Annotated in this window: 23 protein-coding genes; 3 read left to right on the top strand and 20 right to left on the bottom strand. The window is 39.1% G+C overall.

Going from position 1 to position 23,251, the window contains the following annotated elements; all coding sequences use genetic code 11:
- The first annotated feature begins 26 nt into the window (after window positions 1-26).
- Entirely contained in the window at window positions 27-785 is a 759-nt protein-coding gene (locus QI031_RS08155) for a Nif3-like dinuclear metal center hexameric protein (RefSeq protein WP_281484684.1), read from the top strand.
- A gap of 546 nt (window positions 786-1,331) precedes the next feature.
- Here QI031_RS08155 and QI031_RS08160 read toward each other — a convergent pair.
- The 9 genes from QI031_RS08160 to QI031_RS08200 all read right to left on the bottom strand — a co-directional run bounded on the left by QI031_RS08160 (window position 1,332) and on the right by QI031_RS08200 (window position 11,330).
- Entirely contained in the window at window positions 1,332-1,904 is a 573-nt protein-coding gene (locus tag QI031_RS08160; RefSeq protein ID WP_281484685.1) for a hypothetical protein, read from the bottom strand.
- A 56-nt stretch (window positions 1,905-1,960) separates the two neighbouring features.
- Window positions 1,961-3,628, bottom strand: a complete 1,668-nt coding sequence (locus QI031_RS08165; RefSeq protein ID WP_281484686.1) for a TrbI/VirB10 family protein — start codon at window positions 3,626-3,628, stop codon at window positions 1,961-1,963.
- A 23-nt stretch (window positions 3,629-3,651) separates the two neighbouring features.
- Window positions 3,652-4,335 (bottom strand): hypothetical protein, encoded by a 684-nt coding sequence (locus QI031_RS08170; RefSeq protein WP_281484687.1) that lies wholly within the window; start codon window positions 4,333-4,335, stop codon window positions 3,652-3,654.
- A 45-nt stretch (window positions 4,336-4,380) separates the two neighbouring features.
- Window positions 4,381-5,205: a hypothetical protein gene (locus QI031_RS08175; protein WP_281484688.1), complete on the bottom strand. Its 825-nt coding sequence runs from the start codon at window positions 5,203-5,205 to the stop codon at window positions 4,381-4,383.
- Window positions 5,206-5,231: 26 nt separating this feature from the next.
- Window positions 5,232-6,284, bottom strand: a complete 1,053-nt coding sequence (locus tag QI031_RS08180) for a hypothetical protein (RefSeq protein WP_281484689.1) — start codon at window positions 6,282-6,284, stop codon at window positions 5,232-5,234.
- Window positions 6,285-6,635: 351 nt separating this feature from the next.
- Window positions 6,636-7,415, bottom strand: coding sequence for a hypothetical protein (locus QI031_RS08185; protein ID WP_281484690.1), 780 nt, complete (start codon window positions 7,413-7,415; stop codon window positions 6,636-6,638).
- A gap of 200 nt (window positions 7,416-7,615) precedes the next feature.
- A complete protein-coding gene (locus tag QI031_RS08190; RefSeq protein ID WP_281484691.1) occupies window positions 7,616-10,366 on the bottom strand; it encodes a hypothetical protein in 2,751 nt (916 codons plus the stop codon).
- Complete coding sequence (locus tag QI031_RS08195; RefSeq protein ID WP_281484692.1) at window positions 10,296-10,691, bottom strand: hypothetical protein; 396 nt, start codon at window positions 10,689-10,691, stop codon at window positions 10,296-10,298. Before QI031_RS08195 ends, QI031_RS08190 begins: the two co-directional genes overlap by 71 nt.
- A 21-nt stretch (window positions 10,692-10,712) precedes the next feature.
- The gene (locus QI031_RS08200; protein ID WP_281484693.1) at window positions 10,713-11,330 is read right to left on the bottom strand and encodes a hypothetical protein; all 618 of its coding nucleotides are present in this window, start codon (window positions 11,328-11,330) and stop codon (window positions 10,713-10,715) included.
- A gap of 1,161 nt (window positions 11,331-12,491) precedes the next feature.
- On the opposite strand from QI031_RS08200, the gene QI031_RS08205 reads away from it, so the two are divergent.
- Together QI031_RS08205 and QI031_RS08210 are read left to right on the top strand one after the other, a co-directional pair.
- Window positions 12,492-12,947, top strand: a complete 456-nt coding sequence (locus tag QI031_RS08205) for a response regulator (protein WP_281484694.1) — start codon at window positions 12,492-12,494, stop codon at window positions 12,945-12,947.
- A gap of 2 nt (window positions 12,948-12,949) precedes the next feature.
- A complete protein-coding gene (locus QI031_RS08210) occupies window positions 12,950-15,265 on the top strand; it encodes a PAS domain-containing protein (RefSeq protein ID WP_281484695.1) in 2,316 nt (771 codons plus the stop codon).
- Window positions 15,266-15,524: 259 nt separating this feature from the next.
- On the opposite strand, the gene guaA is transcribed toward QI031_RS08210, so the two are convergent.
- The 11 genes from guaA to QI031_RS08265 all read right to left on the bottom strand — a co-directional run bounded on the left by guaA (window position 15,525) and on the right by QI031_RS08265 (window position 23,127).
- Window positions 15,525-17,147 carry a glutamine-hydrolyzing GMP synthase gene (gene guaA / locus QI031_RS08215; protein ID WP_281484696.1) on the bottom strand — a complete coding sequence of 541 codons (1,623 nt, stop codon included), beginning with the start codon at window positions 17,145-17,147 and terminating at the stop codon, window positions 15,525-15,527.
- Window positions 17,148-17,373: 226 nt separating this feature from the next.
- The gene (cbiD, locus tag QI031_RS08220; RefSeq protein ID WP_281484697.1) at window positions 17,374-18,516 is read right to left on the bottom strand and encodes a cobalt-precorrin-5B (C(1))-methyltransferase CbiD; all 1,143 of its coding nucleotides are present in this window, start codon (window positions 18,514-18,516) and stop codon (window positions 17,374-17,376) included.
- A gap of 165 nt (window positions 18,517-18,681) precedes the next feature.
- Window positions 18,682-18,984: a type II toxin-antitoxin system RelE/ParE family toxin gene (locus QI031_RS08225; protein ID WP_281484698.1), complete on the bottom strand. Its 303-nt coding sequence runs from the start codon at window positions 18,982-18,984 to the stop codon at window positions 18,682-18,684.
- Window positions 18,974-19,201 (bottom strand): addiction module protein, encoded by a 228-nt coding sequence (locus tag QI031_RS08230; protein ID WP_281484699.1) that lies wholly within the window; start codon window positions 19,199-19,201, stop codon window positions 18,974-18,976. Before QI031_RS08230 ends, QI031_RS08225 begins: the two co-directional genes overlap by 11 nt.
- Before the next feature lie 88 nt (window positions 19,202-19,289).
- Window positions 19,290-19,604 carry a hypothetical protein gene (locus tag QI031_RS08235; protein WP_281484700.1) on the bottom strand — a complete coding sequence of 105 codons (315 nt, stop codon included), beginning with the start codon at window positions 19,602-19,604 and terminating at the stop codon, window positions 19,290-19,292.
- A 70-nt stretch (window positions 19,605-19,674) separates the two neighbouring features.
- Entirely contained in the window at window positions 19,675-20,598 is a 924-nt protein-coding gene (locus tag QI031_RS08240; protein ID WP_281484701.1) for a hypothetical protein, read from the bottom strand.
- Window positions 20,599-20,738: 140 nt separating this feature from the next.
- The gene (locus tag QI031_RS08245; protein WP_281484702.1) at window positions 20,739-21,143 is read right to left on the bottom strand and encodes a type II toxin-antitoxin system VapC family toxin; all 405 of its coding nucleotides are present in this window, start codon (window positions 21,141-21,143) and stop codon (window positions 20,739-20,741) included.
- Window positions 21,121-21,396, bottom strand: a complete 276-nt coding sequence (locus QI031_RS08250; RefSeq protein ID WP_281484703.1) for an antitoxin — start codon at window positions 21,394-21,396, stop codon at window positions 21,121-21,123. The genes QI031_RS08245 and QI031_RS08250 overlap by 23 nt, the downstream gene beginning before the upstream one ends.
- A gap of 202 nt (window positions 21,397-21,598) precedes the next feature.
- A complete protein-coding gene (locus QI031_RS08255; protein WP_281484704.1) occupies window positions 21,599-21,898 on the bottom strand; it encodes a DUF7734 family protein in 300 nt (99 codons plus the stop codon).
- Window positions 21,899-21,916: 18 nt separating this feature from the next.
- Complete coding sequence (locus tag QI031_RS08260; protein ID WP_281484705.1) at window positions 21,917-22,507, bottom strand: DUF3177 family protein; 591 nt, start codon at window positions 22,505-22,507, stop codon at window positions 21,917-21,919.
- A 398-nt stretch (window positions 22,508-22,905) separates the two neighbouring features.
- The gene (locus QI031_RS08265) at window positions 22,906-23,127 is read right to left on the bottom strand and encodes a Calvin cycle protein CP12 (protein ID WP_281484706.1); all 222 of its coding nucleotides are present in this window, start codon (window positions 23,125-23,127) and stop codon (window positions 22,906-22,908) included.
- Between the last annotated feature and the right edge of the window lie 124 nt (window positions 23,128-23,251).

A 23,251-nucleotide genomic window follows, 5' to 3' on the forward strand; every position in this document is an offset into this window, starting at 1 on the left:
GCTGGCTAAAATATGGCAAATTATTGATGAACTATAAAACTAATTCCATTTTCATTGAAGAGATAGTAGAATTTCTTAATAGCTTCTTTGATGTGAAACGCTTTTCTGAAAGCGAAAGAGGGGGCATATATTTACCATCAAGACATCCTGTAAAACGTTTAGGACTAGCTCTCGAAGCAAACGCAAATTTACAGGAATGGATAATTTCCCAAAGTTTAGATGCACTGTTTATCCATCGTCCGTGGAAATTAGAAGTAGAATCTCTTCCGTCAGAATTGGGGATAATTTCTTATCATCTGCCATTTGATGAATGCTTAACAATGAGTTTTAATCCTCGATTGGCTCAAGTCTTAAGTATTTCTGATTTAGAAATGTTAGGAGAAAAAGAAAACAGAGTAATCGGGATGATTGGTAATATTCCAATCCAAAAGTTTGAGCATTTATGTAATTGTGTGACTCAAGTTTTTGGAGGACAAGAGCAAGTTTATCCAATAACTAATAATGATGTGAAACGCGTTGCTGTCGTTGGAGCGATGACAGATTTATTGATACGTGAAGCAGCAGACCGTGACGCTGATGTATACATAACAGGACAGTTTCGCAAACCAGCCACAGGAGCAATACAAGAGACTCAAATGGGAGTAATTGCTGTTGGGCATCATCGTAGTGAAGCGTGGGGTTTACGCGCACTCGCTGGAGTTTTACGAGAACGTTGGTTGAATTTGGATGTAGTTATTTCGCCTAACATTCTAGGTAAGCCCGACAGTTATAAAGTGGAAGGTTAATTCCTACTTCCATCACAAATTGGTGTGTCTTTAAAACAACAAGACGAAAATCCACCCGAATATATTGTAAGGCTGCGCCAGCTGAAAGCCCAAAGAGGGATTGCATGACAATTAAATACTTAATTGATGAAAACTTACCCCCTCTTTACCAACAGCTATAGGACTCCTATTTGATTTTTGAACACGATTCAGTACATATCTATCCCTTCTTAACTGTTCCCTGTTTCCTGTTTCCTGTTCCCTACCTACACAAATAAATTCACCGAATCAAACCGGATTACTATAACAGTGAATAGTTATTACAGCGTTTTTCAGATGAATAGACTACAGTGAGCAAATCAACCCCAAACATCGTCGGATGAGATTCAATACTTTTGGGTTAAGGATTATAGCGATACTCTAGCCCCTAGCCTCTAGTTCCTAGCCTTTTTTATTTCTGGAGTGTATTCCATGCAACCGAGAAGCGCTAAAAGTAGCTTTTGACTGATAGCTGATAACTGATAACTGTCTTTTGAGTAACTTGATTTCCTTGTTAAGAGTTCCCTTTCATTTAGCAGTTCTGACGCAAGGTGTAGGATTAGCAGAAGGCGGATCAGCATAAATTGCTAGAGTATGATAATCGGGGTTAGATTCTTCATACAAAATTCTAAATGTATAGAGTTTGGTTTTACCTTGCCCTTCAGTAATTACAGTTAAAAGCGTATTATCCATATCAGGCAATCCGGGGATATTTATTTTTTTTATTCGCCGGAGTTGAATTACATTTGCTGCTGAATTTTTACAATCTCCTGAGTTCATATTGCGGTCTTGACCGAACTGCATACACATTGGCCCATCAAAGTCCATAATTACTTGGGATGGGTCGTTTAACCAAACTTTTTTAATAGTTTCTCCAGAGGGCAGAAAACTTAAATTTGTACCTTGTTGATACCATACGTTAATAGTAGGTAATGCTCCTCCTAAACCCTGTGCTTGACAAGAAAACATAGAACGGAGAACAGCATTATTAGCGACAGCACGACCTGCCAAAAATAACATTGCACCAGAAAAAACTAGGGAAGTCAGAGTAAATAAATGAGAATAACCTAGATATTTTTTCGGTGAATTAATATGTTTCATGGCTGCAACCTGAGAAATAATTGAATAGGGAGCGATCGCACAAATTCGCCTAAATCTTAAAACTGCATTGTTTGATTAACATATATTTCCACATTTTTTCCAGCTGCGAGAAACCAAACATTGGTTTGTTGCGACATTTGAGCGATCGCTTGCTGATTACGTTGCGAAATTTGGGGAATTAAAGAGTTTAAACCACCTTCTAGAACTCCTGCCGGAATGTTGCGTCTATTATCAGTAACCTGGAAACAACTAGTGTAAATATTATTGTTATTGTTATTATTGTTATTATCAGTGTTATCGTTATAAACCCCATTCTGACCACACTCTACTCTGGTATCAGGACGATTAAACAACTCTGCGGCTTTACCAATACCTCCCAAAACAAATAATCCTGCATCCATACTTGCTATAGAGCCAGATGAATTAGGAAATTTATTTGCAACGAGAGGTTTGCCTTGAGTACCGCGAATAATAATTGCATTGGTTGGTAAACTTCTTTCTGTAAGATTACCTTTTTGGTCTTGCACAATAATTTTGACTACATTTAGCTGTAACAAACCTTGTTCAGAAATGGCATTAACTTGAGTTAGTAATTCTGTATTTGCAGGTAAAGCAACTTCACCATCCGCAGCTTTTAGTGGTTCTTTTAATTTCACAACAAAAACGTTTTTATTTTCGTCTTTATCGTTATTTCTTGATCTTGTAGTTTCCCCAAATATGGCTGTTGCTAACACAGCTTTAGCACTAGTTCCTACTTTTACTGATTTCGGATTCTGTGATTGATTTTGGCTAACTACAGAAGGTTGTTGTTGTTGTGGTGGTTGTGGTGTAGGATTCGTATTCTGGTTGATTGTCTGTGATGCCGCATTGTTATTCAGCTCAGGTGGAGAAGTAACGACATCATTATTTGATTGATTATTGGCAGCTACTTGAACTTGACCATAGCTACCTAATTTTGCTAGCCTTTTCCACTCATCAAGAGGGTCAGGTGGGGATGGTTGAGATGCTGGTTGAGGCGCTGGTGGTATGGGTGCTGGTGGTAAAGTAGCAAGAGTGTTTTCTGGACGGGATAGTTGAGGTGCGGGTCTTTGAACGACACGCTCAACTCTAACTATTCGAGGTACGTAAACTGTTCGCACAGCTGGGGGTGTTGTTGGCTGTATCACTCTTGGCCTCACTCTAGATTGTTGTGGAGTTTGTTGAACTTCTTCAACCTGAGAAACTGGTTTGGCGGCTCTGAGATTTTGCTGCGCGGCCGTTACTGCTTGTGCTTGTTCAGCTAGAGCTAACTTGGTTTTGAGAGTTTCTATTTCTTGCTCTAAAGTTTGCTGGCGAGATAAATTTGTTGGTTGTGATTGAGCTACCGGGGAAACTAAGTTTTTTGCTGGCTTTTGATTGCCGATATTCATCATCTGGGATAAAAACCCGCCAGCTAATAAAATTACAGCCAAGGTTGCGCTACCCACCAAGATTAATTTAGCGAAGGGGTTAGATGATAAGGGTTGCTTGGTTTGAACTGCTTCTGGTTCAGATAGTAGCGGTTCTAAGCTAGCCGAATCTTCTTCTATTGGTTCGACAACAGTTGGAGGCTCTTGTTCCAAGCCAACCAATCGTGCCATCTGTGATTCCCAATCGTTAGACTCTACTTCAAGCGAAGAATTATCGATACTGCGAGTCCGGAGATTTTTGGCAGAAGTTTCTGAAGGAATTGAATAAGAAGTCATGGTGTTTATGCTTGAATGTAATTTTAAGAGCAGTTTTTATCAGTTATTTCACATATATTGTAAATTTCTAGTTTAGCTTCGCCAAGGCGGTAAGCAGCTCGATGCCACGGCAAAGGAGCAGCATCTGGCAGTGAAGTTGCTTGCTGATCTATTGCTCTGACTAATATTTGTTTATTAAATGTAGTTGAAGTTCCGAGACTATTAGAACTACTAAAAGCTAAGTGATTAGCAAGCATTTCTACTTTCCATTTTCCTTGACCTATTGGGATTGGTTGTGAAATTTGTTGAATTACTAATACATACTCAGTGCCTCGATTAATATTTTCCAACTGTGTAGTTGCAGTTAAAGAGGTAATTTCTGATTTAAATTTCGGTTTTAAATCATTGCTTAATAATTGTGAACTAATCTCCCAAATTGTATTTGGTAGCTGTTGCTCAGACCAGTTAAGCATTAGGGTCATAGTTTCACCTACAAAGCGACGAATTGTCTCTGGATATCGCTCAAAACTTGGTTTGGCATCTGCGATTATGGCATTACCATCAACGAGTTGTACCAAACTTTGAGGTGTCATTTGCCGACTTAAGTCTTGTAACAATGCCCCGTGGAATATTAGTAATAATAAGGTAAATAAGTGTAAGCTAAATGTTCCTACAGCTAACAGTGGTAAGATACTACTTTTTTTATTTTCTGGTTTCAGTAATTGCATAAATATTTAAGTAGATACAATCGCAAAATTACCAAATCAAAAAACTTATTTGATAAACGGATCAGCTTTTTTACTGTTTTCACATTGCTTTAATTGAGTTTCATTCAGATTATTATATTCATCTATCAAACAAAGATTACGAATTTCATAAATTTCCAATCCCTCAGTACGGTTGCTATAAATGGCTTTTTGTAAATCGGTGCTATTTTCAGCTAGGGGATAAGGAAAATAATCTATAGCACGTACTAATAAATCTTTATTAAAAGTAGTTATTCTTCTTCTATCATCACCGCGTTTTTTCTGGATTAAGTCAGCTACCATGCCTACTCGCCATTTACCTGGGGCAATTTTTTTAGGTGGATAAACCCGCTTGATAACTAACTGTGCTGACATCCCTTGGTTAGGGTTGGTAGAAAAAACTTCTGGTGGTGTGATTTGAGCGATCGCACCTACAAAACCTTTGCGAAAGTCTTCTGAGAGGGCGAAGCTAGCCACCCAACTACTAGTAGTAACTTTTTGGCTACCACCTGATGGTGTTCGCACCAGTATGCCTAAATCTGGCTTAGGTTTAGTGGCTTCTTCAAAATTTGTCGGTGGGAGATTTCCAGACCAGTTAAACATGGCTGTCATGGTTTTACTGACGAATAGACGAATCGTTTCTGGTTCTCTGGCTAAATCATCAGCAGCAGCTATCGGTTTACCATCGATCATCTGCACAAAGTTAGGCGGTTTTCTCAAGCTGAGTTGACGAATTTCTAAGCCTTGGAAGATGAATAAAAGTAACACCAATATATGCAAACTGAATGTGGCGATCGCAAAGGTTGTGAGAATATTACCAGTTCGTTGTCTTTTCTTGAGTAAATTTACCATTGTCTCAATTAATTACGAATTATAAATTAATATATCCTCTCCCTCGCCAAAGAGGCTGTGTTACTAATAGCGTTGAAAACTGCAAACCCTCCAGCCGCAGCCACAAGCAAAGATAAAATTGGTGCTAAAACTCCCAGAAAAATTATAAACCACATTAAATCAGGATTAGCACTAGGATTCTCGGCTGGACCATTAACAATCACTGAGGCAGTTAATACAGCAATAATATTAAATGAAATCTTAGCAATTCCCACAGATAAAAACCCTGTCAGCCAAGCAAAAATCGGCTTACCAGCTACAGGAAGCAAAGAGCCACCTACAGCTATTGGTCCTAATGCTGCTATCAATAACATCGTCGCTTCTATCAAATTTTGAAAAGCATATTGTAAGGAAAATAAAAAACTTTTAATACTAGTTTGGACTGTATTACCTAACAAAGAATTAAATGCAATATCTGAGACAATCCCTGTACCAAATCTAATCTGATTAACTTGATTTTCTAATCTATTTATCCAAGTTCTATTTCCATATAAATCTCTATAGTCTCGCCAAAGGTCGTCAATTTTTTCGCTGGCTTTGGCAAAGCATTGAGTTTGTTGTTCACCAGTCAATGATTGACAAGGACGAAGTAAAGAACCAGCCACTTCTTCAGCAACACTCATATTTACTGCTTGCTGATAAGTTTGATTAGCATCGGCTGTAGTCACTATTTGCTGATTCGCGGTGTTAATAAAGTTTCTGACTCCCAGTGTTAGGTTAGAAAGTATACTGCCCGATCCCGAACTGCTTAATAATAAGACTACCACGAAAGGCCAAATTAAAGCCGATATAGAGCGAGAATATTCACTGTAGATTAAATCTTTTAGCCATTGCATCATAAAAAACAGTAGCGTTCCTACTGCGAAAAACACACCTAAATTTGTTAGCGATCCATATAAGTTATTGCTGGTATTATTTTGTAATAAATCTAGCCATTGATTATCCCAACCTTCGGCAATACTTCTGGCAGTTGCAGCACCATTTTCGAGAGTATCATTGATGCCAAGTTGAGCAAATAATCGCAAAATATGAATCTGCATTTTGAGTTATTAGGCTTTCTCTAATTAAGAAAGGTCAATGTAAAAACGGATAAATATAAAATAGGGCTTGAATCAAACCGCAGAGGCACAGAGAAGCCAGTGCGTTGGGGAGACAGCGCTGTGGGCGGCTTTGCCGACTTGAAGCGACTGTCGTCGGGTTCCCCGACTTGCAGCAACTGGCGCGACACAGAGGATAAGAGCTAGTTCGTGTAGGTTGGGTTAAGCACAGCGCAACCCAACATCGATAAAAGTGTTGGGTTTCTTTACATCAATCCAACCTATATTTTTTTGTATCATTTTAGTCGTGTTGGTTTGTATCTTTGCATAAAATATTGAATTTTGATCGCCAACTTAGTTTTCAGTTGCTCTGCCAAATAAATCCATTTGTGAAGTAGTGCGTAAAAGTCGTGCTGCTTCTGCTGAACCATCTACTCGACGAGCGCGATTTGACTGTTCCATTTGCTGAGAAATATTAGCTAAATTTAAGTTAGAGTATTGCAAAGACTGATTTGTTATTACCGTCTGAGCAAGTGTCTCGCTGATCATTTTTGATTGATCACGTTGAATTTTAATACCTTGCAACAGCAAATTTGTTTGAGTCGCATTTGCCTGTGCTATTACTTTGTCAGCTTCTTTAAGTATGGGGTTATTGATAATATCAAATATACTTTGATTAGCCTCTTCAGCTTCTTGAACAGAGTCATCAATATTTTTCACAATCCTTTCAGTATTTTCTAAATTATTTTTTAATCGTTTTTGTCCTTCTGTTCCTAGCACTCCTTCTATAGAACTACGGGTAAGAAAACGATTAATTTCATTACTAATTGATGCTGATCTTACTGCTGGATTATTCTCAAATTTATCTGATATGGAGTTGAGAATTAAGTCATTTTGAATTTGCTGCCCAGCCGTAATAGGATTAGGTATATTCAAATCTCCTGTAGCGCCAGTCAGAGAACTTTGAGTTCTAACTTCTAAAGGTTTTAAAGTTTCACTCAGATTATTTCTAATATAGTTTTGCAAATCTACAGAATATGATTGAAAATCAGTCCAAACATTGCCTAATTGCGCCATTGCTGGTAAGACTACTAAAAATGACAGACTAAATGTTAGAAGAATAGTTTTTCGCATAAATCTATAACCTGGATTTAGTTAATTAAAATCATGTATCACTTCTTAAATTACTTAGGACTTACGCAAAATATCTCTCTAACTCTTATTCCTCCGTGTCGCGCCAGTTGCTACAAGTCGGGGAACCCGCCCAACGCACTGGCTTCTCTGTGTCTCTGTGGTTCGATTCTTCCGTAACTAGTGCGTAAGTTCTATTACTATTAACCGCCTCTTAGGGAAGCTACTAACTGCCGTGCAAATACAGAAATCGCTTCGTATTTATTGCTGTATTCTCGCATTGTTTGTTTACGTGCAGATTGTTCATGAGGATTATTCGCCACTGCTGCCAATTGTTCGTAACCTGGATAATAGCGGCAGAAAGTATAAATGCCATTATCATCTAATAGCCATTGGCTATAAACGCCTTCTCTACGAGGAAAAAAGCTTTCTGTAGCATTGCGAGAAATAACTTCGCGGGGATATTTCAAAATATTGATAAAACTATCTACTGCGACTGGCTGGATGCGTCCTATTAATCGTGTTGTTAAGTTTTGTAAAATTTTCGATGCTGCTTTAGATTTAGCAATGGTATCAGGGTCTTGGGCTGATAAAATTACCCTAATTCCAGCTTTTGCACCGTTGGCACAAATTCTCCCTACTAAATCGGAGATTTGGTCAAATTCAAATAAAATTGGAGCTTCATCAATGAAGAATATAGAAGCGGGACTACTTAAAGCCCGTCGTAATGCTGCGGAATAAGCACTTAAGGATAAAACTGCTGCATCTTCGTTATCTGATAAGTTTCTTAAAGCAAAAACTAAAAGTTGAGCATCGGTAGGAAAGCTAGTTGGTGCAGAGATGGATTGTCCCACCCGACTAGAAAGCCAAAACCGCAGACGTAGTTGAATTTGACTCAAAGCGTCTTCAACTCTACCACTGAGAGAATCCAATACCAAATGTTCGGGTGAGCAAAAGTAGAGAAAATCTTTTAAAGTTGGGGTTTTTTGCCAAGCTTGAGAACCAAATCCCCCCGCCATTGCTTGACGATAGCGTTCTTTAATCCCTTCATCAGCAAAAAATGCTCCTAAAGCTAAGTTGAGTAGGGAACGTACAGTTTGCGCTAGTAGTTGGTTTTCAGTTGATGATCCTAAAACCATTGTCATTAAAGCTGATTCTAGGAAGGCAGTGTAATCTAGTATACGATCGCGCTGATCTTCAGAAGAAAGCGATCGCAAATCTGGCTGCTCAAACAAATTATTAGCTTGTTTGGAAATATCAAAATATGCCCCATTGCCCTCCATAAACTCTGTATAATCAGTAAATGTCGAGCTACCATCTGGTTTGGGGAAATCTAACGCCACTACAGGAATGCCATGAGCTAAAGCCTGAGTTAAAATTCCTGACACCAAAACCGATTTACCAGCACGAGTTGTCGCAAATAACGCTAAGTTTTTATGTTGGTTAAATAAATCTAGATGGACTGGTGTACCTCCTTCTTCGGCAATTAACTCGAAGCCTTTATTATCACCAGCTTTAGTCAGTACTAAAGGCATCAACCCCGGAACTTCACTTGTTAAATACAACTGACGGCGGTTAAAAGGCTTAACTAATAAACCCTCCCAAACTATTGGTAAAGATTGCAGCCAAATTTTCCAGGTATACTCTGTTTCCCTAACTACCTGGGCTGGACGTTGAAAACAATTTTCAATGTATCTGGTAGCTTCATCTAATTTTCCTGTACTAGAGCGATGAACAAAAATCGCTATACCTGTATAAATCGGTACTGCTCCTTCATATAACTGTTCTTGTGCTGCTACCGACTTCTTTAACTTTAATTGAGCGTTGACATCGATAGTTTTACTTTTATCCTGCGCCATCATCGCTGTCATATTTGACTGCTTTAGCACTCGTTGCAGGGTAGTTTTGACAAATGCAGGATTGGCAGCAGTTAACTGACAAAAAATTTCTGTATCGACTACTGTTTCTCTAGCCAGGAGTTCCCAAAAATATCGCAGTTGAGCAAATTTATTCGACCAACCACCGGGTTTTTCTAGAAAAGTTAGCGCCCCAATGTAACGATTTTTAACATTAATCCAACGGCGATCGGCACTAGGTACACTAGACTCCATCAGCAAAGTTGTACTGTGGATATTCTCTATTAGTAATTTACTACTATCTAAGTCGGAAGAAACTTGCTCGTGCAGTCCATTTTCATCTAAATGAATTAATTGGGGAATCTCTATCGGCTGTGTCTCATTGAATCGCCTCCAAATATGTTCCCACAAATCCTCAGCCGTCAGGGGCTTAATGTCCAATCCCATTTTGTTGGATAAAAGTTGCTCCCAGCGACAAAAACCTTGCTGGTAAGCATTTGTAATGATAGTTTCAATGCGTTGGTTTTCAATTTCTTCTAACTCACCTTTAAATTTTAACCACCATAATTCTGCTCTAGCTAAAAATTTCTCTATCCAATCATCTGCATGACCAGCATTTGGTTCAATAGTATAAGTAACGTAAATCCGCAAAAACTTAGGCTTACGAATCCCAGAACTAGTTAGCTCTTGCGCTCTGGCTCGTTCTGCCATTAATAAATATTTAATATCTCGTGATGGTGTGCGCTTAATTAAATCTGCTAATTCTTGTTGGCGTTGTTTATCTGAGCTAAAAGATCCCATGTGCAGTGTCATTTTCTCACCGTCAGGCATGTCTTTTAGACCCGATTCAATATTATTAAAAATTGTATCTATTTGTTCATCTCTTAAGGTAGTATGAATGCCTCGACATTCAAAACCAAAGACAAAGCAAAACCTATCTTGTTGGACTCCTTTGGTCAAAATATAAGCACCAATATCACGTCCATCAAGAGAGATGCGTAGCATTGTTGCTAAATGTAAAGCATCTTCAAATGGTGTTAATCTTGCTTCTTTTCCTGCGTTCCCGCCGATGCTTTTTTTTCCGATTTTTTGCTTCATGGTTAATTTCCAGTAAGCTTTGATAACGAGCAAAGCCTCTAGTCCAAGTGGGAACTCCAATAAATTTGCTTAAAAAACGCCAACTTCTACCACCAGTTAATATCCACCAAGTGGCTACTCCCCAACCAGCAATTAATACTGTCCATAATCCTCTTTGAAAATCATCTGAGAAAAGTCCACCAAATATACCATTGACGATAAAGTAGGAAGCTAAAGCAATAACTATCCAGGGAAAAATTTGATCAGCAGGAATTGGCCCTAATGATGGTTGTGATCCGAGAATTTGGTTGACTGGACGAAATTCTTGTTCTCGTTTTTCAGACATAACAAATTTCTTAATGATGAATTACTTACTGGTATCACCAATGACAAAACCTGTGAGAACATCAGCCACAGTAACAGCAATTACAACTAATAAAGGTACTCTAGCAATACTTTGCCAATCTTCATCTTTACGGACTGCATTAATTACACCAATCAGGGAAATTGCTATATACAATAAATAAATTCCTCGCAATACATTAAATATCAAACTGACTGCTGCTTGGCTGCCACTATTTTCTGTTGCACCTTGTGTTAGGTTATTCCTAAAAAAATCTTCAGCTCTTTTAAAAAATTGTGCTTGAGCTGGGGCTGCCAAATAGTCTAACCAAAATAAACTTAAAATTACAACTACTGCCAAGATTTGTAATGGTATCAGCCATTGTTTTGATAAATCTACCTGTTGCCCAATTTTATTAATAACTGTGGCGATTAAACTACCAAATAGTAAACAAAAAAGCAGAATAGGACTTTTGAGACTGATGACGCTGATCAAGACAGCACATGCAATTAAAAAAGGTATAGATTCTACTAAACGAAAACGCCAATAGTCTAGAATTTCTTTAAAATTATGAAATATTTTTGTTGAACTACTAGTTAAAACTTGACGAGACTTTCTTGCATTATAACTTTTTCTAGACATCTGCCAATTTCCTCTATTATTTATTACGAATAACTTTAGTTGTCATTATCTGCTAATTTTGCTATTTAATTCGAGTTAGTAACCATTTTTAAAATGTTAACGCTGTTAAAGTATAATATCTATAGTTATGGTTTACCTATTCTTAAGATTTCGTTAATCAATTTTTAACATTTAGTTAAATTAATCATATTTAGAAGTTATTTGTGGTTTAAAAAGTGATATTTTTTTCCCAGAGTTTAGTCATGCTGCCAAGCAATAACCGATAGCAATCAGCAAAAATATATCTTGCATATTAACTATGGACTTATGAAAATATTCGATAATTTTGCTAGACAATTATGAAATAAAATCTGATATTTTATGCCATTTTTTTTGATGTTTTGCCTAGCTGGACTATCTCTGAGTCACTTTTACCGTAGATCTACGAGTATTTGATGTTTTTTAATCTTTGTCCTCTAAAATACTGTCAGTACTAAAGGTTACAACGTTTTTGCTTCTCAAATCACATCTCCTTAACTGAAAATCCAGTTTTGATTCTAACGCCAAAATGGAAGTTGTCAAAAACAAAACTTGCAGCAATTGATTTACTGTTTTTATTTGAGGATAACTATCATACAAATAATCTACTTGTTGTGGATAGCCATCACATCGGTATATCCTTAGTTATACGCTTCACTGAAAGGTTATTGTCATTAGGCAAATGTTAGAGTTTTTTTACAGCAGCGATCGCTAATTTTATCCTATTTGCCACACAACCGCTGCATAGTTGGTGTCTACTCCTGCTTAAGTGCGAAAATTATGTCTAGGATTTTCTCTAATGTAAGCGATCGCCATTGATGATACTTGGGATAATGAATAAAGTCACTTAGCTCTACGTAATTAACCGCTACTTGCTTGATTTCTAGGTGGAGCGTTAGCACGTTGTGTTATGGAGCTTAAACTGTTAAGTAATTTTATCAAACGTAGCATAATTATATATGTTTTTTTTATACAAAAATAATAATCGTTCTGACTGCTATCGAGCTAAACTGCCACTTGTGTCTATCAGCTACATAAAAATACTCAGCCTTGCACTTATTGGTAGGATAGTTGCAGTGGTTAAGTTAAGGACATTTGTTTTCCTATGCCCCATGTTTATAAACGTAAGTATCTACTAAACCAATGATTGGTAATATCGCCCAAACTTTGCTAGTAATTGAAGACAGCGACGAAGATTTTGAAGCCTTATGTCGAGTCATGCAGCGACAAGAGGTTGTCAGTCATGTCTTTCGCTGCACTGATGGCGATGAAGCATTAGACTTTCTCTACCGTACTGGTTCTTATCAAAATCCTCAAACTGCTCCTCGTCCCTCAATTATTTTGCTCGACCTCAATTTACCAGGAACCGATGGACGAGAAGTTTTAGAGCAAATCAAGCAAGATAAAAACTTAAAAAGTATTCCCGTAGTTGTATTTACTACTTCTTCTAACCCCAAAGATATTGAAATATGTTATCGACACTGTGCTGTTAGTTATATCCTAAAACCAATCGACATTAATAGATTAGTAGAAACTATTCAAACTTTTATTACTTACTGGCTGGACATTGCGATTCTCCCTGATGCTATTAGCAAATAGTCATGGCACAACCGCTAAGCATTTTAATCATTGATGATTCTCCCGAAGACCGCGAGGTTTATCGTCGTTATCTGCTGCAAGACCAAGAATACACTTACACAATTCTCGAAGAAGAATCAGGAGAAGGAGCGTTGGCATTATGTCACCAGTTTCAGCCTGATGGCATTTTATTAGATTTTTTGCTGCCAGACATGGATGGGCTGGAATTTTTGGCAGACTTAAAACAGCAGTCTAAAGTAGCTATGCCAGCAGTAATCATGTTAACAGGGTATGGCAACGAAGCAGTAGCTGTCCAAGCAATGAAAATTGGTGTCCAAGATTATTTAGTTAAAGGACAGACAACAGCCGAACGTTTGCTTTCTACTATTCACTCAGCCATTAAAAATACTCAGCTACGTCAAGAACTGCAAAAAAGTGAAGAACGTTTCCGTACTTCGGTTGAGAATATGCTGGACTGCTTTGGCATTTACTCAGCCATGCGGAATCAAACGGGTGAAATAATAGACTTTCGCATTGATTATGTGAATGCTGCTGCTTGTGAATGTCATCAATTGACCAAAGAGAAACATTTGGGTCAAGGATTATGCCAAATTTTACCTGCTTATCAAGAGATTGGTTTGTTTGATGAGTATTGCCAAGTTGTAGAAACAGGTAAACCATTAGTTAAAGAATCCCTAATTTACACATGGATGTATGGCAAACAGCAGTTAAGTAGAGCTTTTGATATTCGTGTTACCAAAATGGGAGATGGTCTAGTCGCTTCCTGGCGCGATGTCACCGAAAAAAAGCAGGCCGAGGAGCAATTGCGGGAAAGTCAGCAATTTGTCGAACGCATAGCCGAAACAACTCCAGGGATTTTGTATGTTCACGACATTGTTAAACAGTGCAATGTTTATATTAATAGTCAAGTTGCTGAAATACTTGGCTACACTCCCCAACAAGTTCAGGAGATGGGAACAGAGTTACTGCTTAATTTAATGCATCCTGACGATTTAGCACAATTTTTGGGGATGTATGAACGATTGGGTGCATTTCGAGATGGAAATATTATCGAAAATGAGTATCGGATGCGACACGCTAATGGTGAATGGCGTTGGTTTTGTAGTCGAGATACTTTATTTACTAAGGATGCTGATGGTTCGCCACACCAGGTTGTCGGTACAGCCTTTGATATTACTGAACGTAAACAGATAGAGGAACAGCTGCGCTTAAGCAACGAGCGTTTCCGACTAGCAGCAGCGGCGGTTAATTGTCTAATATATGACTGGGATAAAAGTAAAAATACGGTTGACAGAACTGAAGGACTAACTAGAATCTTGGGCTACTCTCTCCAAGAGGCAGAAGCAAGCCATGAATGGTGGAAAGATTTGGTTCATCCTGATGATAGAGAGCGCTTAGGTAAGTATTTCGGTAATATTTCTGCTCATGAAAATCACTATGCTGCTGAGTATCGAGTGCGCCATAAAGATAACCATTATCTGTATGTGCTGGATCAAGGAGTGATGAAGCGTGATCTTAATGGGCAAGTGGTTAGGGTAGTTGGCAGTGCAACAGATATTAGCGATCGCAAGTATGCTGAAGTAGAACGAAATCAGCTTTTGCAACTAGAACAAGCCGCCCGCGCTGAGGCTGAAGCCGCTAACCAAACTAAAGATGAGTTTGTAGCTATGGTAGCCCACGATCTGCGATCGCCACTACATGCCATTCTTGGTTGGACGGAACTGTTGCAGACTCGGAAATTAGATGCAGTCACTATCGCCCGCGCTTTAGAAACTATTGAACGCAGTGCTAAATCTCAAGCAAAACTCCTCGAAGACTTGCTCAATATTTCCCGGATGCTGCGAGGAAAATTACAGCTAGAACTTAGCCAAGTTAATCTATTTAACATTGTGAGAATGGCAACAGAAACCGCTTATCCAGCTGCAAATGCCAAGAATATTTTTTTAGAATCCACCCTTGACGAGTCAATACCATCTATCACTGGCGATATTAATCGCCTGCTGCAAGTTTTGGGCAATTTACTCTCAAATGCTATTAAGTTTACCCCACCAGAAGGACGGGTAGAAGTCAAACTATTTCGCAGTGGTGCTGATGCTCAAATTACTGTGACTGATACAGGTATCGGCATCAAATCAGAATTTCTGCCCTACGTTTTTGAGCGCTATCGTCAGGGACATAGCACTTATAAACAAAGTGGTTTAGGATTAGGTTTAGCGATCGCTTATCATTTAATCGAATTACACGGTGGTACTATTCAAGCTACTAGCCCCGGTGAAGGACAAGGAGCTACTTTTACAATTAAATTGCCCTTGTCGTAATCTTAATCTCTTATACCATTTCACGAAATTATTGATACAAATTAGTTTTCTTACTCCCCCTGCCTCCGGTCACTGAGTTTCGACTGCGCGGTAGTTGAGCGTAGTCGAAACTCAACTACCGCGTAGCCGAAGTGCTGCTTCCCCTGCTTGCCCAAATGTATCAACTTTAAAGTGAAACGGTATTACCTCTGTGTCTCTGTGCCTCTGTGGTTAAATAAACCGCAGAGGCGCTGAGATCACTGAGAAAAAACAAAAGATTTCATTCCCACTCAATGGTTCCAGGCGGCTTAGAAGTGATGTCATAAACTACACGATTAACCCCTTTGACTTCATTAACAATTCGGGTAGAAATCGCTTCTAGGACATCATAAGGAACTCGCGCCCAATCAGCAGTCATCCCATCTTCGCTCTTGACAATTCGCAAGACAATGGGATAGGCATAGGTACGTTGATCACCCATAACACCGACACTGCGAATCGGTAATAAGACAGCAAATGCTTGCCAAAAATCGTGATACATTCCCCGCTGATTAATTTCTTGCCGTACAATCAAATCGGCATCACGTAAGATATTCAATCTTTCAGCTGTGACTTCGCCCAAAATGCGAATTGCCAAACCTGGACCAGGAAAAGGTTGCCGTTGCACGATTTCTTCTGGTAAACCAATTGAACGCCCAACTTTGCGGACTTCATCTTTAAAAAGTTTCCGCAGAGGTTCTACTAATTTAAAGCGTAGGTCTTTAGGTAATCCCCCGACATTGTGATGACTCTTGATTTTTACCGCTACCCGTTCCCCTGTTTGGGGATCAACGTTGGTGTCGGCAGATTCGATTACATCTGGATAAAGAGTACCTTGAGCTAGATAGTCAAAGTGACCGAGGCGTTTGGATGTTTCTTCAAATACGCGAATAAATTCGTGGCCAATGCGACGGCGTTTTTCTTCGGGATCTGTAACCCCAGCAACTTGAGCTAAAAAGCGATCGCGGGCATTGACATATTCTACTGGTATGTGAAACTGTTCTTGGAAAAGTTTTAATAACCGTTCTGGCTCTAATTTCCGCATAAAGCCTTGATCGATAAATACACAAGTCAACTGATCTCCGATCGCTTTATACAACAAAAAGGCCAAAGTAGAAGAATCCACTCCCCCAGATAGAGCCAAAAGCACCCGCTTTTCTCCTACTCTGGCGCGGATTTCTCGAATTGCTTCTTCGACAAAAGCCGCTGTTGTCCAAGTTGGTTCACAGTCGCAGATATGATAAACAAAGTTGCGAATTAAAGCTAAACCACCAATAGAATGCACTACTTCTGGATGAAACTGCACACCGTAAAGTTTCTTTTCGTGGTCTGCAATGGCAGCGCAAGGTGTATTCTCTGTATGAGCCAGCAATTCAAATCCTGGCGGCATTTTCATGACTGAGTCTCCATGACTCATCCACATGGTAGTGCCATCTTCAACATTAGTCAGCAAGTCTGTGGGGTCATCAATATACAATGATGCTTTGCCATATTCACCTCGGTCAGCTTTGGCTACTTCCCCGCCGAGTTGACTGACCATGAGTTGCATTCCGTAGCATACACCCAAAATGGGTATTCCCAAATTCCAAATTTCTGGGTCACAATGGGGAGCGTAATCACTATAAACTGAGTTAGGCCCACCAGAGAAGATGATACCCTTAGGATTTAATTGTCGTAATTGTTCAGATGTAGTGCGATAAGAAAGCACTTCAGAGTATACTTGAGTCTCGCGAATCCGACGGGCAATCAATTCAGAATACTGAGAGCCGAAGTCTAGAATCACAATCATTTGACGATCAAGCTGCCTCAAAGGTTCTAGTGTTTGAGGAGCTTGTTCGGTTAGTAGAGTCACCGCTGTATTCATGATTGGGGGAGTTTGGATGTAAGGTAGATATTTGCTTATGGTCTAAATAAACACCATTTAGCTGCTTGGTTGGGCTAGTAAATGGTAATGAAATCCCCTACAAACGCGGTATAGAGCGCGTTTGCTTCGCCTATTAATCTGGCATGGTATTAGAAAGAATAACTTAATATTAAAGCGACACTGAAAAAGATATGTATTGCGGTTGTTTATGATTATTCATAATAAGTTAACATAATTTTTCAATCAGGACGCAGCCAGTTTTGCTCTTCACGATAATTTTGCGATCGCGGTCAAAAAGAATAGAACCGCAGATTGTGGTTGCTGTGCCTCTAGTGCTATGGCTTTGGATGTATTCTTGAGAACGGGTATCGATGGCTTGAGCGATCGCGTTATAAACTTGATTTACCCAATTACTGCCAGTTTTTGCATCTAGCGATCGTAAGTATGTTAATGCAGTTTCCGCTGTCGGACTATGAAAAACGACTTGAATATCTGCTGAATTTAAATTAACTAAAGCACAATGTGCAGCCAGGATCTCGCGACGACCATCAGCCAAATGGTGATGAGTGTGAAAAATCCCTCCAGCTAATTTTAACAGTTTGCCATGATAGCCAAACAATAAGATTTCCTTAACACCAAGAGCATCAGCTTCTACTAACATTGGCCCTAGCCAGTTAGCAGTTTTAATCAATTGCTCAGCATTAATACCGAGTTTTCGGGCTAAATCTAAGCCATTTTCCCCGATACAAAAAACTAAACTTTCAAATTGGCTAGCTTTGTGTTGTAACTCGCTACGAAAAGCGTCTAATTGATCTGGTGTACTCAACGGTTGAGAAATACCCGTTGTCCCCAACAAAGAAAGTCCTTCCACAACGCCAAAGGCAGAATTAGAAGTGCGAACAGCAAGCGATCGCCCTTCTGGTAAAATAATCGTGACAGTGATTTTTTCTCCTGCTGCAAGCATCCGGCACAAGTTCTCTTTGAGCAGCCTTTGAGCATAACTATAAATCGCTGCTTTACCCTCAGCCTTTAACTGCTTGCCAATTCCTTCTCCACCTTGAATAATCACTGCCTCCCCTGCTCCCTCTGCTCCCCCTGCCTCCCCTGCTCTTCCTCTCCATTCCACCATTGCCCAAATTGGTGTATTTTTAGTCAGGTCTAGATTATCACCAGGGTCACTACGGGTAATTGCCAAAGCTGCATTTTCAGATAGTTCTGCTACCTGTTCGATTGGAATTTCTACTATTTGAGCTGGTTCAATTAAATCTACAGATACAACTTTTAGGGGCTGGCGATGACGTAACCAGTGTAATGCAGCAACAGCAGAAGCACAGGCAAAAACGGGGAGAGTATATCCAGAACGGGACATTTTATAAATTTAAAAATTAAAATAATTCTTGCACGACTTACGCAAAGATTACGATTTTACGTCATTACGAGCAAAGCGAAGTAATCGCAAAGGCTTAGTTTTCGTCACCAGTGCGTAAGTCCTATCTTGATTGAAAGCAGTTTCAGACGGCAATTGTAGCTTGCCTCAAGGTAGCCGAATACGCCATTTTTTTGGATTTTGAGAACAGTGTAAAACTGCGTAGACAATAATCGTAGTGTTTGAATGCTCATAGAAAACAACATAAGGGAAGCGCCTAACTACAGCCCTTCGATAGCTTTCGTGAACTACCTGATACATTTCTGGATTTCGCCGGATGAATTGAATACAAGCATCGACACAACGAAGAAACTCTTCACCTAAATTAAGTTCCTGTTCTTCATACCAGATATAAGCCTGAGCTACATCCTCTTCTGCTTTTGGCAGAATAATTAGATTTCTAAGCACCATGTTGACTGCTACGAATGCGCTCCTTAGCTGCTTCCCATGAACTACCTAAGTCAGGATTTTGTAAATAAGCGGCTTTTCTCTTAGCCAATTCTTCTTTTTGCCAATCAAGCACAGGAAGTTGTTCTGGAACTTGAGCAATACTGTCCCATAAGTCTTCAACAAGCTGCAATTTTTCCGAGAGGGTTAACTCAAAAATCTGAGTAAATTCTGTGTTCATAACAACCTCGCTCAGTAACTAGCCATTTTGTTCTAAGTCTATCACTGGCAATACTTTTGCCTTCAAAACGACGTTTTTAAGAAGCTATTCAACATGTAACTGCAACTTCTTCAACGGTTACTAACCTTGTCAAGATTCGCTTTCCATCTTCTGAGTTACGCTGGATGAAGCTATTTGGAATGCTAGCGACCTGCTCAGCGGACTTACGCCATTCTTGTCCAAGGCGAACCGCTTCATCAAAGGTAAGATCGTTTTCAAAGCTACCTGCAACTTTTAACCACCAAGGGTTTTGATTTTGGAGAAGTCCAGACAGCATTTGTTTCATTTGTATCAGTTCTGTCTCTAAAGTTGCGACTCGCGCTTCGAGTTGCTGAGATTGTTCTTCAAGCTGCTGGGAGGTCATAAGAATCTGCGGTAACTTAAAGTTTAAGAAGAATTATAGCGAGATATGTTTAGCTGCAAACTGTAGCAATTTATGTTCGACTTACACATCTTTCTGAAAGTTTTTTTATTTCCCCTAATAAATTATATCCAATTATCCTTGCTGTAATAGCACCATCAAGGTTGTCATAAAAGTACGAAGAATGAGCATCTTCGGCTGCAACAACCATTGCCAAATCTGATTGTCCAAAATTTCTTAATGTCTTCTCAGTTCCATTAGCATATTGCCAAACATATTGATCAAAAAACAGTAACTCAGGACTAATTTCATCTTCTATAGCAGATTTAAGAGGATAAGCGATCAAATCAGATGAATGAATCACATTTACCCACCTTAGTTTATATGATGTAACAGAATCTTTTCTATAGTTTTTCTCAAAGGTATGGTTTACTACAGAGAAGTCAATATCTAACATTTGCTTGAGAAATAATAAAGGAGAACCCAGAGTAGTAATGCTTTCTAGGTTTATATGATTTAGCCTTTCACGGAGAATCAAAGCTGGATCATTGTTGGGTAAAATATTTGAAAAAAGAAGATCCCAAAGGATCAAACTGCCTAGAGAGTGAGCAATAAAGTGAATCTGAGTTTGAGCAGGGTGATTTTCTAAAAATTGATTTAATTGTTCACAAATAACTTTACGAATTGCTTTGCCACGCTCAGGATTTTGATAAATTAAAAAATCACCTAAGAAATTATTTATTAACTCATTCCTGCGTTTTTTATATCTGTAAATATCATAGTGAGACTCTTTATATTCTTTATGCCTTCCACAAGCTCTTGAAAAATCTTTTTCAATGTATCCAATAACTTGGTGCTTTTTATCATTGAATAAATTTCCCCAAAAGCTTGAATAAAATTCTGCTGGTGTTCTGACATTTTTCTTAATATTTCTTATGAGAGCATGAGCATAACTGTAATTTTGTGTGTTGACCCCATGAATGAAAAAAACAAGCATCTTGAATCAATACCTTCGGATGGACTGTATATTGTATTGATCCAATACTTCCCTACTAACGGACTCAGATAACACCTCGTGGCATTAGAGTGTTCTCCAGTCGGTTTAATCAAAGACACCCTATCCTAATCCTGTACGCCTCAAAGCAACCAATTATCTAAACTTAAGGCAGGTACGCGCTCAAATTCACGGGTATTTGCTGTGACAAGAATCAAATCGAGAGCTAGGGTATGAGCTGCAATTATTAAATCGTTCGGGCCAATTGGGGTTCCTGCTTGCTCTAAGTGGGCGCGAATTGCGGCATAGTGCTGATCTACAGGTGACTCTAAGGGAAGAACTGGCAAGATAGCAAGTATGCGTTCTAGTTGATGAACCAGACGGGAAAAGCCGCTTTTAGCAGCTCCAAATTTTAGTTCACACGCCACGATAATGCTTGTACAAACGCTGTCTTCCCCGACAGTAGCGATACGCTGAAAAACAAGACCTTGAGGATGCCTGACCAAATTTGACAGAACATTGGTATCAAGCAGGTACTGATAGGTCATTTGATGGCACTAAAGTTATGATGTCATCCAGGGAGAGTAGTTTCTCATCTATGTCAGGAAAATTATCTGTAATGTCTTGCAACTTAGTCAGCAGGGAAAGCAAAGAACTGGGAGGAATTGGTTCAATAATTAAGCGATGACCTTCTTTGCGTAACAAAACCTCTGTATCCGATAAAGCAAATTCATGAGGAATGGTTAGGACTTGTTGATCTTGCCCATTTGTTAATAGAGAAACATGGCGTGAGTTTTGCATGACAGCGACCTTTTTGTTCTTGGAAGTCCGATAAAATCTGTGAAAATTTATTCCTGCATTAATATTCGTCAATTATATTTCTCTCTAGTTGATGCCAAATTGGGATAATCAATAATCTCAAAGTCAGCCTTTTCGCAAAATTACAAATTACGTTAGCGTAGCGTTAGCGAGTCTTCGAGCGTCATTACGAATTACGAATTAGTTAAACACCCACTTCTAACAACAAAGCTTGCATATCTTCCCAAGTGAGTCCTTTTTGGATGTAACGGGGTGCTTCAGGATTGTAAGGACTCGCTATGCGGTCAACACTGATAATTATCGCCTCGTCTGGTATGACTGGCACATCTGGATCAAATGCAGTTGGATACATCAAAGAACTAGAAAAGCCTTTGAAAATCACAACTTGGTCTTGCTCATCAGCAATTTCTACCGTTACAAGCAAAACTTCTTGTGGGCGTTTAGTGGTGTATTGTTCTAATCGCTTGCCAATGGAATTGTTCATTACGAAGAACTCTACCATCTACTGTTGTGTAGCTGAACGTCCCTGTTTGCCGAGTTTAATCAAGATAAAGTAACTTAAGTAAGCTACATAAACAATTAAACCAACTATGCCCAAAAAGCCCAGAAAAGCAGGTTTACTATTGTAATGGAAATACTCTTTAAAGAGTAAGGGAGCTTCAAACCAGACACGACAATAGGGGGTTTTAATAGCAGTTTCAGACAAGGCACAAACGACAAAAGGCACGAAGGCGATCGCTCCTAGAATACAATAAACTGTCATAGCCCAGCGCCAAGAAGTGAAAATCAGCTTCAAAAGTCCACTAGGCTGATAATCAATTTCATCGTTGAGATCTACCCAAAACCATAGTGAAATCGGAATCAGGATATTTGCCATTAACCCAGAGATAAAGCTAACTGGATACTGAGCAATCATCAAGTAAACCGTGATGGCTAGCAGACTAGACACTCGCCAATAAATAGTTAATAAGCGTTGTATGCCTTCTACTTTCTGCACAAACGCCCAAATCAAGAGAATTAGAGGAACAACCACCATAAATAATACCGCTAATCGGTAATCAATCCAGACATACGGGCGAAACCAAACTTCCATAACTTTTGTCAGAGAATGAATACAAAATTTACATTCAGAGAATTAAAAAAAAACAAGCAACTCACAGATCCTCAAGCTGAAAATCTTGCACAAACTTTATAGCTAAAATCTAGGAGAGTTAGGAAACTTACCCAGAGGCTACGAGTTAGCACGCTGAGACAAACCTCAACTTTTTAATGGTTAGGGGTTATTTCTGAGGAGAATAAATCCTCAAAAACTTCTTCCTAAACCCTACCCAGTCTATATTGGTCATCTTATTTTCGTCAGTCAGAACAAAGATGAGCAAGGAAGGGGCGGATTGAGATTTGCTACAAGAGTAGCGTGAAGGTACAAGATATCACTAATCAGATTCTGGTTGCTTGCGTGTCAGGCGAAAATAAAATTCACCAATTCAAATTCTAATCATCGTAAACCCGGCATTCAACGGCTTCCGGGTTCTCATCACAGTACTGTTCTAAAGAATTTTTAGGCTTGGTTTGACGCTTGTGGGAAGCTTCAGCTTGCATTTCTTCAACTGCATCCCAAGCCGCAGCACACTCAGGCGAGTTGCTACCTGAGGTATCACAAACAGTACGAGCTTGTTCGACTTCTTCTTGGATTTTTTCTTGGATATCGCTCATAGCTTAAATCTCGTTGTGTGGTGTTAATACCAGTATAGAAAAACTACAAAAATTGCTGTTTTTTGTGCGGTCATTCACCATTCTACTCAATTAGCTGATTCAATTAATTTTGTAGCCTGATGAT

The sequence above is a fragment of the Halotia branconii CENA392 genome (genome assembly GCF_029953635.1).
Taxonomy (GTDB): Bacteria; Cyanobacteriota; Cyanobacteriia; order Cyanobacteriales; family Nostocaceae; genus Halotia; species Halotia branconii.

Excerpts from the sequence above, each read along its gene's own strand:
- QI031_RS08210 (WP_281484695.1), top strand. The coding sequence starts at position 12,950 with ATGGCACAACCGCTAAGCATTTTAATCATTGATGATTCTCCCGAAGAC.
- QI031_RS08240 (WP_281484701.1), bottom strand. The coding sequence starts at position 20,598 with ATGCTTGTTTTTTTCATTCATGGGGTCAACACACAAAATTACAGTTAT.
- QI031_RS08165 (WP_281484686.1), bottom strand. The coding sequence starts at position 3,628 with ATGACTTCTTATTCAATTCCTTCAGAAACTTCTGCCAAAAATCTCCGG.
- QI031_RS08195 (WP_281484692.1), bottom strand. The coding sequence starts at position 10,691 with ATGTCTGAAAAACGAGAACAAGAATTTCGTCCAGTCAACCAAATTCTC.
- QI031_RS08170 (WP_281484687.1), bottom strand. The coding sequence starts at position 4,335 with ATGCAATTACTGAAACCAGAAAATAAAAAAAGTAGTATCTTACCACTG.
- QI031_RS08230 (WP_281484699.1), bottom strand. The coding sequence starts at position 19,201 with ATGAACACAGAATTTACTCAGATTTTTGAGTTAACCCTCTCGGAAAAA.
- QI031_RS08250 (WP_281484703.1), bottom strand. The coding sequence starts at position 21,396 with ATGCAAAACTCACGCCATGTTTCTCTATTAACAAATGGGCAAGATCAA.
- QI031_RS08255 (WP_281484704.1), bottom strand. The coding sequence starts at position 21,898 with ATGAACAATTCCATTGGCAAGCGATTAGAACAATACACCACTAAACGC.
- QI031_RS08185 (WP_281484690.1), bottom strand. The coding sequence starts at position 7,415 with ATGCGAAAAACTATTCTTCTAACATTTAGTCTGTCATTTTTAGTAGTC.
- QI031_RS08180 (WP_281484689.1), bottom strand. The coding sequence starts at position 6,284 with ATGCAGATTCATATTTTGCGATTATTTGCTCAACTTGGCATCAATGAT.
- cbiD (WP_281484697.1), bottom strand. The coding sequence starts at position 18,516 with ATGTCCCGTTCTGGATATACTCTCCCCGTTTTTGCCTGTGCTTCTGCT.
- QI031_RS08225 (WP_281484698.1), bottom strand. The coding sequence starts at position 18,984 with ATGGTGCTTAGAAATCTAATTATTCTGCCAAAAGCAGAAGAGGATGTA.
- QI031_RS08175 (WP_281484688.1), bottom strand. The coding sequence starts at position 5,205 with ATGGTAAATTTACTCAAGAAAAGACAACGAACTGGTAATATTCTCACA.
- QI031_RS08160 (WP_281484685.1), bottom strand. The coding sequence starts at position 1,904 with ATGAAACATATTAATTCACCGAAAAAATATCTAGGTTATTCTCATTTA.
- QI031_RS08155 (WP_281484684.1), top strand. The coding sequence starts at position 27 with ATGAACTATAAAACTAATTCCATTTTCATTGAAGAGATAGTAGAATTT.
- QI031_RS08200 (WP_281484693.1), bottom strand. The coding sequence starts at position 11,330 with ATGTCTAGAAAAAGTTATAATGCAAGAAAGTCTCGTCAAGTTTTAACT.
- guaA (WP_281484696.1), bottom strand. The coding sequence starts at position 17,147 with ATGAATACAGCGGTGACTCTACTAACCGAACAAGCTCCTCAAACACTA.
- QI031_RS08190 (WP_281484691.1), bottom strand. The coding sequence starts at position 10,366 with ATGAAGCAAAAAATCGGAAAAAAAAGCATCGGCGGGAACGCAGGAAAA.
- QI031_RS08265 (WP_281484706.1), bottom strand. The coding sequence starts at position 23,127 with ATGAGCGATATCCAAGAAAAAATCCAAGAAGAAGTCGAACAAGCTCGT.
- QI031_RS08260 (WP_281484705.1), bottom strand. The coding sequence starts at position 22,507 with ATGGAAGTTTGGTTTCGCCCGTATGTCTGGATTGATTACCGATTAGCG.
- QI031_RS08245 (WP_281484702.1), bottom strand. The coding sequence starts at position 21,143 with ATGACCTATCAGTACCTGCTTGATACCAATGTTCTGTCAAATTTGGTC.
- QI031_RS08205 (WP_281484694.1), top strand. The coding sequence starts at position 12,492 with ATGATTGGTAATATCGCCCAAACTTTGCTAGTAATTGAAGACAGCGAC.
- QI031_RS08235 (WP_281484700.1), bottom strand. The coding sequence starts at position 19,604 with ATGACCTCCCAGCAGCTTGAAGAACAATCTCAGCAACTCGAAGCGCGA.